Below are 16,796 nucleotides of genomic sequence, written 5' to 3' on the forward strand. Positions count from 1 at the left end.
CCTTTTAGTGTGTGTTCAAAAGTCTGTTTTTCGACTCTTCAAACAACTTTTATCAGCGGCGCAAGCCGACAGTAACGATCTCGCATGAACCTGTCTGTATGTTCCATTCCTTGCTGGCAAATGATAATGTTGATGCCTCTTCTATGCTACGGGCATGTAGCCTTGCGCCCTCCTCCTCCAGGATGTTGCTCTTGTACGCCGTTTCGAATGGCTGTGGATTCGCTTGCGATGCAGCAAGCTTCAACGTGACGGATTCGGTGGTCATATTGAACCAGCGGAGCATCACATCACCGGAATCTTCATTCACCTTGAGTGAAGAAAAAGCCAAGCCGTCTCCTTGCCATGCAAACGGTGTGTTGTTAGGTGTCAGATAACCCGTGTGTACTTCGGTTTGTGCCAGCGTCCAAGGAACCTGGAACTGATAAGCCTCGATATATGCACCTGACGCTGCACCATTTCCATCATGCGGAATGATCTCGATCTGAAATGTATGTTCACCAAGGCATTGTGCTTCCGGTGTCGGGAACAAACCCCAGTCTCCGAGTTCGCCCACAGCACGAAGCAGCGTTACGGCGATGGTGTTACGTCCATCTTGAAGGACTTCATATTCATTCAGACCCAGATTGGCTACGACCAATCCCGCCTCTTTTTCACTCACATCCACAAAATTCTGTTGATGCTGTGTATTGCTTGGATTTTGCCACTCCGGTGCAGGCTTGTTATCACGCGTTGCAATTTCGAACATGGAATCCACATGATGAACAGCAGATACAAGATCCGTTGGGAAAAGAGCACGCACCCGATGATCCTTCGCCTGATTGTTGAAGGTTGTTTCCATTTGTACTCCTTTTCCATTACGACTCAGTGATATCACTGTACGAATCTGGAGCGGAATCATTTTAGTTGAACGCTGGGCTTTGCGATGTGGATAATAAATCAGTTCTCGCTGTTCCTGATCCAGCATCTCATCCGCTGACTCCGGTATTTCCCAATGATGAATAACTTCAAACGAGGCCAAGTATGATGTATCCTCAAGGACCCGAATCTCGGCCTGAAGCACTTGTGTTGTCAATGCAACTTCATTCTCTGGTTGTTTGAACATGTATTCATTACCGATATCACCCACATTTTCGTATACGCCAAGGTCCTTGTAAGTCCGGCCTGTCCGTTTATCTGTGAGTGTGAATGAACCGTTGTCTGCAATCGTGACGATCAAATATTGATTCTCCATGCCACGTTCACCACGCAACAAGGTATTTATTTTCGATGGAGAGCCACTCTTTGAATGATCCACAAAGTTGACCAATGCATAGGTTTTTAGTCCAAATGCAGCTACATTTTCTGTTTCAAAACGAATACGTACTCGCCGACAACTATACGGTTGGCGGAAGCGATCATCCGGCAGATCATAGCCGAATTGTAGACCCAGATCCTCCACCGTACATGGAATGTGGTTACCATTTTTTTCATCTACAAGTACGCGGTCTGACAGGTCAACGGCTTTCATCTGCGTCGCCATCTCTTCCAACGTATGTCCATCCCGGAAATACAACCGAGCCGCGTCCAGTTCCATCTGAACTACACCGCTGCGTTCCCAACCCGTTGTATTAAATACCACAACAGGTCGAGCCTGCTCGCCGTAACGCTCAAATATGGAGGTATCGACAGCTGTAGTAATCTGGCTGGTGCTCTCTTCAATTAAAGCCTCTGCTACATGACGGCTCTTATCAAACCGTGTCACCATCTCGCGATGCACCTCATCCACACTGCATCCACAGATGCTGTCATGCGGATGATTTTGCATCAGCGTTTTCCAGGCATACGTCAGTTGATCATGTGGATAGGCATGTCCAAGCAGATAGGCGTAGGATGCCAGGGGTTCAGCCACTTTTTCCAGCATAGTCTGGCCCAGCTGGTTCATCTGTTTCAGATACACACGAGCCGAGGCGGTGTTCACCAGAGTTCCCCAGCCATCGGTACGCTGACTGCGCAATTCGCCTTTGACCGTGGACAGTTCATGTTCAGACGATGCTCTCAAAGCTTCCAGATAATCCGGAAAGTTGGAGTGAATGAACTCGATATCGGGATGTAATTGTTCAGCCATGCGAATCGCTTCTGGCAGATCTCGCTGAATCGGCTGGTGATCACATCCGTTCATGTACAACAACTCATTGGTCGATGCATATTTCTCGGCATCTGCAAGCTTGGTTTCCCAGAACTTGCGGGCCGATTCCTCGTCTACAGGAACTTCATTTCCGTTGGAGTACCAGTTGGCAAACAATACACCGAGCACTTTTGATCCGTCTGGTCCTTCCCACATCAGCTCCGAGAAGCTTGATTCATATCCGGCATCCGATACCGTATTGTTAAATCCCGTCGGCTTCACACCACGTCCAAAAAACACATTATCAATGCCTGATTGCTGCATCAGCTGTGGAGTCTGCCCGACCAATCCAAATGTATCGGGAAAGTAACCAATTTTCGAAGGGGTGCCGTAACGTTTGGCGTCCTTATGTCCAACCTGCATGTTGCGCACATTGGCTTCTCCGCTCGTCAGAAACGCATCCTGCAAAATGTACCATGGTCCAATCACAATCCGCCCATTTCGGATATGTTTCTCCAGTCGTTCCTTCTGCTCCGGTCGAACCTGAAGATAGTCATCGATAATAATCGTTTGTCCATCCAAATAAAAGCTTTTATAGTCCGATCCCTCATCAAGCTGATCCAACAGTGAATCGACGAGCTGAATAAGACGCATATGATGCTTCTCATACGGCAAGTACCATTCCCGATCCCAGTGGGTATGCGAAATAATATGTGCTCTCTTTTTTTTGGTCATCGTGTTATCCCACCTCTTTCATCTTGTTGTACAATCTCAACCTCATCAGGGCGATACACCGCAGTCAGCTTTCCGGAAGCATCCGTGGCAAACAGCACCGAACGATTTTTCTCCAGTTGGAACGCATACGATACACCTGTACGTTGATCTCTCACGTGAACTTCATGGTTCAAGGCAAATTCCGATACAAATACATACATATTTCCTTTTGGAAAACTCAGCTTCCGTCCATAGATCCCTGCGATATCTCCGCCAGATATCCATTCCAACTCCTGTTCGATGCCCGAAATTTCAGTCGCATAACGATACAATTCAGCAAGTGGCTCGTCCCGTCCATTTAACTCGAGCGGCAGTGGAGTCCAGATTAATTTCCCTTTGCCCAAAGGCAGAACGTGTACTTCATCTGCTGTACCTTTATCCCCATGAAGCAACGTCTCCTTTGCCACCTCGGCGATACGACGCCGTCCATAGGTCACCCGGTGATTCACGCCATTAATATTCAGCAATTCTTCCCGTTGCACATTACCCAGACTCCGTTTGCCTACGATATGATCGGCCCGGTCAGTTGCCTTCCAGTATGCGTCCAGTCCCAGCGGCCCTGTAATGAGCAGGCTCGTGCCTTCCTTCTCCGCAAACGTGAGCAATTGTTGAAGTGCATCGCTCTCCATATTGTGCGGACTCGGTACGATAATCAGCTTCGGCGGCTGCTGCTCCAACGCTTCCAGATGATATTCGGATAACGCACGGAATGGCAATTTCAGATCATAAGACATCACGCGAGTAAGCTTTGTTGTGGCATCATAGGCGAGGGCACGGTTGGAGAAGTCATTGGAATACGGGAACACCACTGCAATATCCTCCAGATCGCGGTCTTCAAAGAGATCACGAATGCCATCCATGAATCGGCCAAAATCATAAGACACATCCGCCTCGGGTTTCTCCGTACCATCTGCACGAAGGGCCCCAATGTGGGACTCATTGGCATTATCCATATAGAAGTTGGTGTTCCAGATCCATTGCACGGCGCCAGCGCCGCCTGTCGAAAAAGCATAGGCGTACTTGCGTTCGAGAATGCCACGAAGCTCTTCTTCTGTACGCTTAGCTCGTCCATCTGGAGTTTCCACATACATGATGCCCGTCTCCTGAATGAGATTTGGCTTATGTGGCGTTTTAGCGAAAATGCCATCCCAGATCAGATCATCGTTCAACCACCAGGAATGCACGGTTGTATAATCCACTTCACGTTCATAGAAGAACGGAGAAGGACGCTGTGCACCAAGGGCTTCGTCCTGTCCCACAGTGACCAGATGATCGGGAACCAGGTCTTTGATCGTACCTACAAGCTCTCTTGCCCAAACATTGTGCATCTCCATAGAGAAGAGACAGTAATCGAGCCAGCGTGTTCCCTTTTTGGCCTTGTGCATGTCCTGTACATCAAAGTTAATCTCTTCCGCCTCCGGGATCACCGCGGCAGCAAAGTTCGGAAGCTGCTTCGGTGACATGTTCCATGCCTCCTGCAACGCCTCAATCGTCTGATGCCGTTGTTCAAGCCAAGCGATAAAAGCCTGCTGTTCATACGAATCCCTCGCCGAGCGTGGGCCAGCTGAGAAGATACGTACTGGATCGAACATCGATGGCTCATTAATCAGATCCCAGTCCACATGTGTTGTATGCGTGTGACGACTGACGATACTGCGGATGAAACGTTTCTGTGCTTCGACACTCTGCGGGTCCAAATACGGATTCGTGCCTTCCCATGTCTCTGGTGTAAAGGAGAAGAAAGTGAACGTGACCTGCAAGCCGTGGCGTTTCGCCGTTAAAATAAATGCATCAATGGCACGAAGCACATCCTCTGCCATATGTCCGTCTACCTGCATCATGTTGCGATAGGCGGTCCAGATTCCCGTCCGAATCCAGTTGATGCCGGCTTTTGCCATCTGAGCCATGTCTCGATCCCAGACATCCGCATTGGGCAGAAATAAAAATTTCCGTGCCACATCGGAGGTCATGTAGGTCATACCCACAACAGGGAGAGGACGTCCGTCTTTTACAAAATAATCCCTGCTGCGGGTAATCACTTCCCCTTCTGCCAGCAGTGCAGCATCCTGTCCCCAGAAGCCTTGACGCAAGGTCCGAACTTCACCGTCAGGAGCCTGCGCGTGGCATACGATCCGATACAGCCCACTTTTAAGGGAAACCGGGAGAAGTATACGTTCGAAACGCTGCTCACCGGAAAGTTCCATCTCCAGTCGATGGCTCCATACCTTCTCCGTCGTGCCACTTGTGCGATCTTCATGCTCGACCGTTATGTCAAACGTCCACAGCTCGGATTCGGTAAGTCTATTGCCTGCACGCTGTAAAATCTGGCCTTGAAGTGTGAGTACAGCCCGCTCATCTGGCTCATACGAAGCATAATTCGTTTTGAGGGATAACTCGGTTACACCTTGCGCACAGAATTGCGCCCACTTCACAATCTCAGCAGCGCCATCCTGCGTCCAGAATGAGGTGGTCAGTGGTAAATGCACAAACATCCAGCGTGAACCAACGAAAGTCCCGCGGGAGTTTTCCCACAGAACGACCGGAGCGGCGATGCTGCGTCCATCCTTATTCATGCCACGAAGTAACGGATAAATCTGCGTACTCATCGGTCCTGATGAACCCATCTGGTGGGGCAGATCACTTGTTTTGGTTGTATGTGGAACCAGATTCCATGTATCTGCCTTCTCGAACAGCCCCTCTTTCCCAGTGAGAAGCGGGAGCTGTTCGGATGAAGTGTACGATTGCACATTGGCAGAAGATACGTTCAGTGCCTCATGAATATAAAGTTCCTGATGATACGCAGTCTGCTCTGACTCTACAACCCATGCCCCATTCTCATATCGAACTGGACGTTTGAAGGGCGCACCACCAACACTAATCAGGCTTCCGCCCTGATGCAAGTAAGCTGCAATCTCCGTCCAGGCGGACTTGGGAAAATAGGGTGCATGCAGATTGACCAGACATCCTTCACCTGCTGTGGTCTTCAAAGCCTCTGCGAGTTCTTCGGCGTTTACAACGGTGATCTCTTCAACTGCTTTCCATGTATTCAGAGCCTCATGAGTTGGAGAAGCACCTTCCATCGGAAACGCAGGATCAGCGAAGATAATCAGCTTTTTATCATTAGGTTGGATACTCATAACAGGCCATCCTTCATGGATTTATAGACCAACTGGGAGAACAGGCTGTTGGACCATGCAAACCATTTTCGTGTAAAAATCGTTGGATCATCGGCATGGAAGCCTTCATGCATATAACCCGTATCTGCATCTGTCGCTTCGAGCATGCGAATAATCTCCAGTTTCTCCTCGGCAGACTGCGCAGTCAGACCTTGCATGGACAATCCCATATGCCAGATGTAATCTGGTGGGGTGTGAGGGCTACCAATCCCTCTGGCAACCTTGCCTTCATAATAGAACGGGTTCTCTTTGCTCAGGGCAAAACGGCGCGTATTCTGGTAGATCGGATCATCCGCTGTGACGTAACCCAGATATGGGATGGACATGAGTCCCGGTGTACCCGCATCGTCCATGAGACAGTGGTTGCCATAACCGTCCGTCTCGTACGCATAGATCGGTCCAAATTCCGGATGACGATAAATACCATACAACTGAATGCCGTGATCCACGTCCTGCTCCAGATCCTTCAATTCCTGCAAAAGTTCCATATCCCGGAACACCCACTCGGCAAACTCCTGCATCTGGCGCAGAGCTACAACCGCGAACATGTTGCCAGGGATATTGTAGTGGAAATCACACGCATCATCACTGGAACGGAAACCGGACCAGATCATCCCCGTGTAGTTGACTGGCATACCTTTTCCGTGATTGCGCAGGGAATCTGTTGGGATACCGTTATTACGAGTGAAGCGATATGGAGATTGTTCCATGTGATGCTGTTCGACTTTGAACAGGTCCACGATTTTACGCATCGCTGCCTTGAAGCTTGAATCGAAAATGTCGGTCAGCTCGGTTTCCTTCCAATATAAATACGCCAAACGTACAACAAAACATAATGAGTCAATCTCAAATTTGCGTTCCCACACCCAAGGCGATATCTCTGTTTCGTCCGTGGTGTTCCAATGCCAGTCGTTAGCAGTCTCATTGAAGGCATTGGCATATGGATCGATGTGAACATACTGGATATGACGTTTGATCAGCCCGCCAATAATGCGTTGCAGGTCCTCGTCTTCTTTTGCAAACGGAATGTAATGTACCACCTGCTCCACGGAATCACGCAACCAGGAAGCCGGAATATCTCCTGTGATAACAAAAGTCGTACCGTCCTCCATCAACTTGGTTGTTGTTTCGATAGTGTTAGGGAAGCAGTTTTTGAATAATTGAAGCAGTTTTGGTCGGTGAGCCAGTTTCTGTTCTGCTTCTTCGAGCACGGCCTGAATGGATTGTGGCAAAGCAACAGGTGGCATGGGTATTTTGGGTAATCTGAACTGTTCCATGGATGAGTGCAACTCCTTAAACAAATTGAATGGTGTAGCTATACAGGATGAAACAAAAAATTTACACGGGACCACTGCGCGGTCAGAAATATCCTCCGATCGCTGTTATCCCCAGATTTTTTTGATTCCCTTTTCTAAAGGGTAAAATCTGGGGATAAAGGCGAACGCTTCGCTTCTTCGAATTCTTTCTGTCCTCTCCGTTAACGTGTGAATTTTTAGTAGAACATATATAGCTCGAAATATTTCAAAAAGGTTTACCGCAGTAGCACGGTTTGTATTTGGTAAGGTTTAAAAGATAATGTAATCTGGCCATTGGTATGGGCCAGTGGTTTGATCGGTTCTTCCAGTGCGTTGGAGTGATACGCCTGTTCAAAGGCATGTGGCCATTGCAATGTGATGTTGTCGCGTTTGCCTGATGATTCATAGAAACGAAGGACTGTTCCGTGCCCATCCTCTGCCATTTTGACCGTATCGAGAATGACGTGATTACTATTAAAGTTAATCCAGGAGCCTGTTGCTGGACGTACAGGTGCCGCATTTGCAGTTGCATCTGCAATTGGATCGACGCCATTCCCTGTGCTTTGCTGTACTTCTTCCCTCGGCTGTACCTGCTCTATCTGTTGCACTTGTTGCGACTGTTGCACTTGTTTCACCTGCTGTACTGTCACCTCATGATTCAGCTCAGCCGCCTGACGTACAGTATGTGCGTTTCTCCAGTCTCCGTCGTGTGGATACAGGGAATAGGTGAATTCATGTTCTCCCAGATCAGCCGTGCGATCCGGCCATTTTGGTGCACGAAGTAAGGACAAACGGATGGTGCTACCTTGCACGTCGTACCCATATTTGCAATCATTGAGCAGGCTCACGCCGTATCCATATTCGGATACATCCGCGAAGCGATGTCCACAGACTTCATACTGGGCTTGCTCCCAGCTTGTGTTGCGATGTGTTGGACGTTCCAGTGCGCCAAATGGAATTTCAAATGTGGCCTTGGAGGTCACCACATCAATCGGGAAACCAACTTTCAGAAGTTTGTGATTTTCGTTCCAGTTCACCTGTGTCTGGAAATCAATTCGCCGTGAGTCATGATAAAAGACGATATCTTGTGTGATTTCCGATTGATGTAGCTTCCAGCGGAAGCGCAGGACATCTTTCGTTGAACCCGCAAGCACCAGCTTTTTCTCCAAAAGTTCCACTTCGCCAGCAATCTGTTCTTCATAACGACTGTCGATATCCCATGCATCCCAAAGCGTTGGACGATCGTGGAAGAAGTGAAGTTGATTGCCTCGTTCACCCGGCTTCAGCATCTCACGCTCTGCGGTTTTATCCCACAGACGGGTGATCTCCCCACGTTCGTTGAACTGCACATGATAAAAGGCAGTATCCCATGTATCATTAAAGGTTGTTTGTGCGGCAAGGTTCTTCATTTCCCGTACATTCGTTTCCCTTGTATTTTCCGGTACCAGCCAAATCGTCTTATATCCAAACGCCGGAATGTCTGTCACGAGAATAGACATGTTGCCATCCTCCCGATCCATCCGCAAGCGCTGGCCTTTTTCATCGATGCCGTAGCGATCCAAGCCATCCTGCACAGGAAGTTGAACGACTGCACTCCGTTTCCAGCCCAGGCTGTTGAATACAACATAGGCTACTGAACCTTCCGGTCCCTCTGTGTTGATACCCGTTGTCAATGCAGCAATGCCTTGATCCAGTCCGGTTCTGCCCAATTCAAATACCTGTACATATTCCTCATTCGAAGTGACGTAGGACTCCGTAATTGCCGAGCCCGGTATAATATCATGGAATTGATTCAGCAAAATTAATTTCCAGCCTTCATGCAGTGCTGAACGCACTTCAGCTTCTGCATCTGCCTCCATATCTGGCAGAGCGAGTGTATTCCACAGCTCAGCTTCTCGATACAGAACCTCCGCTTTCCGGTTGTTGCGCTTATTGCGCGCATGGGTCGTGTAGGTTCCCCGATGTAACTCAAGATACAGATCGCCATGCCACTTCGGAAGTACAGGTTGCTCCTTTTCAATTCCGGCAAAGAAAGCTCCAGCTGTGCTATATCGGCTCGCAGGCTGTCCAACCATCAGGTCTGCGCGATCCACATACTCCAGCATCTCGCGTGTTACACCACCGCCGCCATCTCCGTGTCCGTATAGAAGCATGTGCTCCGGATGAGCCGCTTTCTCACGGTAGGACTGCCAGTGATCATGAATGTCCTTCGGCAACGTATGCTCGTTAACACCATGATTGAGGTAGGACAGGATCGGTGTGCCGTCAATGCCCACCCAGTGGAAGAGATCGTATGGAAACACATTTGTGTCGTTCCATCCGAGCTTTGTTGTCATGAAATATTCCACATTGCCATGCTTCAAAATCTGTGGCAGGGAGGCACAATACCCAAACGTATCCGGCAACCATTCAATCTGTGATGTCTTGCCAAACTCCTCCATATAGAAACGCTGACCATATAACATCTGGCGAATCAGGGACTCCCCGCTTGGGATGTTCAGATCGGGCTCAACCCACATGCCGCCAACCAGTTCCCAGCGGCCTTCTACAATCCGCTGCTTCACCCGCGCGTAAAGCTCGGGATCATGCTCCTTCAGAAACGCATATAGTAAGGGTTGGCTCTGGGAATAAACATAGTCCGGATATTCATTCATGAGTGCATCCACGGTGGAGAAAGTACGGCTCGTTTTGCGTACCGTCTCACGTACAGGCCACAGCCAGGCAATATCAATATGGGACTGTCCCACCATATGCTCCAGACCTTCCGCGTTTCCGCCAATCTCACGCACATGATACTTCAGATTATTCTCAATCTGACGAATACCCTCACCCTGCTCAATCTCTTCTGTTGACATGCCTACAAATTGATCCATCGCACGATATACCAGTTCTAACAGGCGAACCCGCCGAAAGTCACTTTCCGGTAGCAACACAGCCGAATCACGGACAATAATGACGGTATACATCAGACTACGAACCGCTTCATTAGGTCTCACCAGCAAGCTCGTAATTGATGTGATTGGCGGCTGAATAACCGCCTGTTGATTCAACGGGTCTACAGGTTCAGGTACCGGATCAAACATCTCGATCTCCAGTTCTGGAGCGTTTCCGACTTTGGATGGATCAAGCGTGACGTAGGTATGATTGCGGTCAAGGCCCTGATAAGAGTTCCCATTTACCCGAAGCAAGCCTTCTCCGCCTGTCTCAAATACAAGCCCATAAGGTGTTTGCTGCCATGTAGCAGGAATCTCCAAACGTGTTCTAAAGAAATAAGTCGTTCCCTGTTTGCTCGGAAAACGCTCAAAATCTTGCCCTTCGGGGTACTCACCCTGATCCTCATACTGTCCTGGCACATGATAATAAGCGCGGGTAATGTCCCAGTTGCGCAGCTGTAATTGCTCCAGCCACTGATGTTCGGACAACTCGCGAATAAATCGTCTGATACGTTCCAACGTCTTACGCCTCCCTTACGGTCAGTTCGGCTATTTGCGTATCGTTTACGCTGCTGCCGATATGAATATGGAATTGTCCTGGTTCAACGACAGGCTTCAAATCACGACCAATATACTGCAGCTGCTCGGCCCCTATGTGGAATTCCACGGTCTGTGTCTCTCCCGGCTCCAGGTTCACTTTTGCAAACCCCTTCAGTTCCTTGGCCGGACGAGTTAGTGAGCTGACCACGTCAGAGATGTACATCTGTACAACTTCTGCACCTGCATAACGGCCGGTGTTGGTCACGTTCACCGATACCGTAACTGAATCATCAGTTGTCATAGATACAGCACTCAGCTGCGGTTCACTGTACTCATATGTGGTATAGCTAAGTCCGTATCCAAATGCATAACGTGGCTCCAGATCCTCTTCGAGGTAACGTTTGCCTCGGGAACGTTTGCCGTTATAATAGATCGGTAATTGGCCGACATGCTTCGGAATGGAGATCGTCAATTTGCCTGACGGATTCACATCACCGAATAAAATATCTGCAATGGCACGACCGCCCTCTTGACCCGGATACCACGCCTCCAGAATTGCATCGGCATGTTCATCCACCCAAGGTTCAGTGATGGGACGACCATTAATGTAAACAACGACAAGTTTCTTGCCGAGCTTGTGAATCTCCTGAATAAGTTCCAACTGTACTCCGGCAAGACCCAACGTCATCCGGTCGATCCCTTCGCCACACTCCATATCGTTCCATGAGTTATCCGAGACATTGGAAGCGCCCGTTTTCAGATCGATCGTTCCTTCTCCAAAGTCACGTGCACTGGAGCCGCCAACCACCATAATGACCGTATCCGCTTGACTGGCAACTTCGATCGCAAGCTCGAATCCTTCTTTCGAATCACCTTTGATCCGGCAGCCTGGTGCATAAAGAACCTGATCTGTACTGCTGTCACCAGTCAAAGCACCGACAGAACTCTTCTCCGTTTGCCCATCCACATGATTAGCCAGCTTAATGCGAATCCCATCCAGTACCGTCGCCACTTTCGACTTCGGTTGCGGAGATGTGTAATCGCCCAGTTGATTGTAGGCCTGATCCGCATTGGGGCCAATGACGGCAATCCGACCAGCTGTTGCTGTGGATAGAGGCAGAGTTTCAGCCTCATTTTTGAGAAGTACAATGCCTTCCGCAGCCAATTGTCGCGCCAACTCAACATGAGCTTCACTGCCAATCACTTCTGCTGCCCGATCGGCATCCACATAAGGCTGTTCGAATAAGCCCAGTCTGAACTTCAACGCCAGCACGCGAGAGGTAGCCTGATCCAGAACCTGCATATCAAGCTTGCCTTCTGCCACCGCCTGCACCAGATATTGCCCAAACATCTCACCGGACATTTCCATATCGATGCCTGCCTCAATCGCCTGTACAGAAGCTTCCATTCCATCTGCCGCGACATCATGCCCACTTGCCAGCATGTTGATCGCACCACAATCCGTAATGACCAGACCGTCAAAGCCCCAATCCTTACGCAAAACATCTTCCAGCAATTCCGTATTCACGGTGCAAGGCGTGCCATCAATTTCGTTATATGCTGGCATGATCGACGCAGCGCCCGCTTCCACCGCTTTGCGGAATGGATAGAGATCCACTTCCAGCAGCTCGCGCCAGCCCATATGTACAGGACCTGCATTACGTCCGCCTTCTGAGCTGCCATAACCAACAAAATGTTTCAGCGTTGCCGCTACTGTATCTCCACGGTCAAGACTTTCACCCTGAAGCCCTTCTACGGAAGCAACTGCCAGCTCTCCAATGAGAAACGGATCTTCACCGAAACATTCCTCCGTACGTCCCCAGCGCGGATCACGCACAACATCCAGTACCGGAGAATAGGTGACCGCACCACCTTGAGCACGTGTCTCCCGTGCTACTGCCCGGCACATCTCCCGATACAGATCCACATTCCAGGTGCTCCCCAGTAAAAGAGGGACAGGATAGACCGTTCCGTCAATAGCCATATGACCATGCGAGCACTCTTCCCCGATCAGAATGGGAATCCCCAGTCTGGAATGTTCTATTGCATAACGTTGAATCAGATTGACCGCCTCAGCGCCTTCTCTGGCAGATAGTCCATTTTCCAGCGTAACGCCCGTCCACGGATCTGCGCGAAGTGCACCATAGAGGGAGCCGACGCCCCCATTTTCCACTTGCTGTTTAAAGGATTCGTTTAACGTGATGTTCCCTTGATCATTCGTATAGGTCTGCCAGCCAAATGGCTGCGTAAGTTGGCCTACTTTTTCTTCCGTAGTCATCAGGCTAAGCAGGTGTTGTACCCGTTCCTCTACGGATTTGCTTTGGTCCTTATAAGTCATCAATCTGCATCTCTCCAATCCTATAACGTGATCCGGTTATTCTTTGACCGCGCCCACCGTCAGACCCTGTACGAAATAACGCTGGAAGAACGGATAAGCGAATATAATCGGCAACGTAGCAAGCACAACCATCGCCATTCGGGACGTATCCTGCGGAATGGACTGCATGGCTGCCAGACTCATCGAACTGTTAGCAGAGTTCTGCTGGATAAATTGAATACTCGACTCAATCCGCATTAACATAGATTGCAGTGGTACCAGATTCGGATTATCGATGTATAACAGCGCATTGAACCAATCATTCCAGTAACCGAGTGTACTGAACAACCCGATGGTTGCCAGTCCCGGCAAGGAGAGTGGAACCACGATTTTCATAAAGGTATAGAACTCACCGGCGCCATCAATCTTCGCCGATTCAATGACTGCATCAGGTACACTGGTGGAGTAGAATGTACGCAGGATCATAATATAGAAGGCATTCATCGCCAGCGGCAGAATCAGTGCCCATAACGTATCTTTCAACCCAAGCAGCTGGGATACGACCATATAGGTTGGAATCATCCCGCCGTTGAACAGCATGGTAAGAATTGCAAAGATGGAGAAAAATCTCCGATATCTGAAGCTCTTGCGGGAAACCGCATACGCATACAGCGACATGAGAATCAGACTGATGATGGTACCAAGTACCGTCACCAGGATGGTAACTCCATACGCCCGTAGCAGCGTGTCCCCACTCTGCCAGACAAACTGATATGCCGCGAGACTCCATTCTGCCGGAATCAGACGATACCCATCACGGGCCAGTGCTTTCTCGTCTGTAAACGAGATGATGACTACAAATATAAAAGGAAATACACAGATCAGAGCGAATAGACCTGCGATGATGTTCATGATCACGTTCCATCCGTTGGATACGTGGTGGAAGTCGCGTTTTTTAACAAGCCCTGCTTGAGCCATAGTGGTTCACTCCTTTCCCTGTCCTAGAATAGGCTACTGTCTTTATCTACTTTGCGAACAACATAGTTGGAGATAATAACAAGCACAAAGCCCACCACGGATTGATACAATCCCGCTGCTGTACTCATGCCGATCTCACCACTAGTTTTCAACCCTCGATATACATAGGTATCAATAACATTGGTCACGGAATAAAGCGTACCCGAATCCCTTGGCACCTGATAAAAGAGTCCAAAGTCGGCATAGAAAATGCGGCCTACGGCCAGCAAGGTCATAATCGTGATGATGGGCGACAGCAACGGAATCGTAATGTTACGAATCTGCTGCCATTTGCTTGCTCCATCAATCATGGCTGCTTCATAAAGTGATTTATCAATCCCCAGTATGGAAGCTAGATAGACAACGCTGCTATAACCGATGGTTTTCCATAACGCTACGAATACCAGAATATACGGCCAATATTTCGCCTCAGAGTACCACTGAATTGGTTCCATCCCAAACCAGCCGATAATCTGATTCAACATCCCGCGGTCCATGCTCAAGAAGCTGAATGCGAAGTAACCAACAATAACCCAGGAGAGAAAATACGGCAGAAACATGCCAGTTTGATACAGTTTGGCGAGTCGTTTATTCACTAGTTCCGAGAGCAGGATTGCCAATGCCACAGCAAATACCAGTCCCAGGAAGATAATGGCGATGTTATAAAAGAGGGTGTTGCGTGTAATGAGCCATGCGTCACTTGTGCTGAACAGGAATTTGAAATTGTCCCAGCCAACCCATTCACTCTTCATCAGACTTGCCCAGAACCCTTCACGGCTGAATCGATATTCTTTGAAAGCAGCCACTGTGCCCACAAGTGGCAAGTAGGAGAAAAAGAAGAACCAGATGGCGCCTGGCAACACCATGAGCAGCATGACTCGGTTTCTAATCAGGTTTTTCAAAAATGTAGTCATTGTGGATATCCTCCTTCAGGCTTGAATGAAAAAGGACCGGACGCGATAAGCAGCCGCCCGATCCTTACGATGTACTGTTACTTGTTTTCCGCTCTCCAGGCATCCAGCTGGCTTTGGGCTTCAGCCATTACTTTCTCCAGTCCGGCTTGATTGAACTTCTCAATCACTTGATCCAGATTGGCTGCCGGGTCCAGTGTACCTGTCATCAGTGCTGCCCAATATTGCTCTTTCACGTTCTGTACCGCTGTCAGTTCGGACGATACATTGCTTGCATCAAAGTTAAAGCTGAGGATCGGGGAATTGACACCTTCAGCGTTAAACTTCTTGAACTCATCCCATTTGTTATCCGGGTCATTGCTGTTCAGATAGAGCAGCATGTTGTTCCCAAGGGAGTATGAAGGCATATCGTAGTTTTTCGATTCAGGCAGATTTTCCATATGCGTGTCATCCACTTTTTTGTAGTGTGTGCCCTCAATACCGGAGTCCACCATATTACGCAGCACAGGATCTGTATTGAGCAGGTTCAGGAATTCCATCGCTTTCTCCGGATATTCCGAGTTCGCCGAGATGGCCATAATGGAGCCTTGTACAGATGTATTCGTTATAATTGCTTCACTTGCAGGTGTTGAAACGACTTGATAACCGTAACTTGCAGACCATTGATTGTCCGCGAGCGGCTGCGTCTGTGCACGATCCAGGAACCAGTTACCCGATGTTGTCAGGTCGTTCGTGGAACCTGTTGTTGCCGCTTCTGCCGATACATAACCAGCCTTGTAGTATTTGTGCATTGTGGTAAGTGCTTCTTTCATTTCAGGTGTTTCCAGTATGTTTACAAGCTTATAGTCTGTTGTATCCAGCTTGATTGCCATTGGCAGATTCTGAATGACATAGTCATAAGGCACGTAAGGAACATAGTTTTTATCCATGGCAAATGGTGTTACACTCGCCTCATTTTCCTTAATGGTTTTGAGCAGAGGCTCCAGACTGTCTAACGTACGAACGCCAGAGATGTCCAACTTGTATTTATCAACCAGCATTTGGTTAAAGCGCCATACCTCTTGTTGTGGCAGCTCTTTGTTGGCTGGAATTCCGTAATTGTGTCCATCTACTTTGGAACCGCTGAGGAATGCAGGATCAATGGTCTTGGTAAGATCCTGACCGTATTCAGCAAGCAGGTCATCCAGTTCGAGGAATGCACCTTTTCTGGCATTTTGTACATAATCGAATCCACCAGAAGAAGTGAACAGAATGTCCATTGGCTCACCGGATGCTACGTTAACCTGCATCTTCTGCGGGTAGTCACCCCAGTCAACCATCTTCATCGTTACCGTGGCATTAATTTTCTCTTTGGTATACTTGCTGACTTCTTCCATCACTTTATTAACGTCTTTCTGAGGGGTACCGATGGTATACCAGATCAACTCTACCGCATCATCTCCAGCTCCCCCGGATTCTGAAGCATCTTTGCTTCCTCCACAGGCACTAAGAACAAGTGTAACAGCCATTAACAATGCAAGAACGAGTGAGAAGCGTTTTCTTTGTTTACTCATTTCTTTGATCCTCCCTTTTCGTGTTCCCTTAGGCTCTACTTACTAACTGCTTTAACCTTATCGAATGAAAGCATTTACAAAAAGAAGATAAACTTAAGTTTTCGAGGTACAAATTAAAGAGAAATCGTCCTTGGGCAACTATTTTGTACCTATTTAAATAAATCGCTTACATGAAA

The 16,796-nt window shown here is 48.6% G+C and carries 8 protein-coding genes; all 8 read right to left on the reverse strand.

Going from position 1 to position 16,796, the window contains the following annotated elements:
• Positions 1-52: 52 nt before the first annotated feature.
• Positions 53-2,839: an alpha-mannosidase gene (locus tag PAEAM_RS28665; RefSeq protein WP_100529758.1), complete on the reverse strand. Its 2,787-nt coding sequence runs from the start codon at positions 2,837-2,839 to the stop codon at positions 53-55.
• Positions 2,836-6,015, reverse strand: coding sequence for a beta-galactosidase (locus PAEAM_RS28670; protein WP_100529759.1), 3,180 nt, complete (start codon positions 6,013-6,015; stop codon positions 2,836-2,838). Before PAEAM_RS28670 ends, PAEAM_RS28665 begins: the two co-directional genes overlap by 4 nt.
• Entirely contained in the window at positions 6,012-7,331 is a 1,320-nt protein-coding gene (locus PAEAM_RS28675; RefSeq protein WP_100529760.1) for a glycoside hydrolase family 125 protein, read from the reverse strand. Before PAEAM_RS28675 ends, PAEAM_RS28670 begins: the two co-directional genes overlap by 4 nt.
• Before the next feature lie 254 nt (positions 7,332-7,585).
• Positions 7,586-10,801 carry an alpha-mannosidase gene (locus tag PAEAM_RS28680; RefSeq protein WP_100529761.1) on the reverse strand — a complete coding sequence of 1,072 codons (3,216 nt, stop codon included), beginning with the start codon at positions 10,799-10,801 and terminating at the stop codon, positions 7,586-7,588.
• Between the two features lie 4 nt (positions 10,802-10,805).
• The gene (locus tag PAEAM_RS28685) at positions 10,806-13,160 is read right to left on the reverse strand and encodes a glycoside hydrolase family 3 N-terminal domain-containing protein (RefSeq protein WP_100529762.1); all 2,355 of its coding nucleotides are present in this window, start codon (positions 13,158-13,160) and stop codon (positions 10,806-10,808) included.
• A 36-nt stretch (positions 13,161-13,196) separates the two neighbouring features.
• On the reverse strand, positions 13,197-14,117 hold the full coding sequence (locus PAEAM_RS28690; protein ID WP_036605781.1) for a carbohydrate ABC transporter permease: 921 nt from the start codon (positions 14,115-14,117) through the stop codon (positions 13,197-13,199).
• A gap of 23 nt (positions 14,118-14,140) precedes the next feature.
• On the reverse strand, positions 14,141-15,070 hold the full coding sequence (locus PAEAM_RS28695) for an ABC transporter permease (protein ID WP_036605780.1): 930 nt from the start codon (positions 15,068-15,070) through the stop codon (positions 14,141-14,143).
• Between the two features lie 77 nt (positions 15,071-15,147).
• Positions 15,148-16,620, reverse strand: coding sequence for an ABC transporter substrate-binding protein (locus PAEAM_RS28700; protein ID WP_036605779.1), 1,473 nt, complete (start codon positions 16,618-16,620; stop codon positions 15,148-15,150).
• Positions 16,621-16,796 lie beyond the last annotated feature (176 nt).

The sequence above is a fragment of the Paenibacillus sp. GM1FR genome (genome assembly GCF_002803315.1).
Lineage (GTDB): Bacteria > Bacillota > Bacilli > Paenibacillales > Paenibacillaceae > Paenibacillus > Paenibacillus amylolyticus.

Excerpts from the sequence above, each read along its gene's own strand:
- PAEAM_RS28670 (WP_100529759.1), bottom strand. The coding sequence starts at position 6,015 with ATGAGTATCCAACCTAATGATAAAAAGCTGATTATCTTCGCTGATCCT.
- PAEAM_RS28675 (WP_100529760.1), bottom strand. The coding sequence starts at position 7,331 with ATGGAACAGTTCAGATTACCCAAAATACCCATGCCACCTGTTGCTTTG.
- PAEAM_RS28695 (WP_036605780.1), bottom strand. The coding sequence starts at position 15,070 with ATGACTACATTTTTGAAAAACCTGATTAGAAACCGAGTCATGCTGCTC.
- PAEAM_RS28685 (WP_100529762.1), bottom strand. The coding sequence starts at position 13,160 with ATGACTTATAAGGACCAAAGCAAATCCGTAGAGGAACGGGTACAACAC.
- PAEAM_RS28700 (WP_036605779.1), bottom strand. The coding sequence starts at position 16,620 with ATGAGTAAACAAAGAAAACGCTTCTCACTCGTTCTTGCATTGTTAATG.
- PAEAM_RS28690 (WP_036605781.1), bottom strand. The coding sequence starts at position 14,117 with ATGGCTCAAGCAGGGCTTGTTAAAAAACGCGACTTCCACCACGTATCC.
- PAEAM_RS28665 (WP_100529758.1), bottom strand. The coding sequence starts at position 2,839 with ATGACCAAAAAAAAGAGAGCACATATTATTTCGCATACCCACTGGGAT.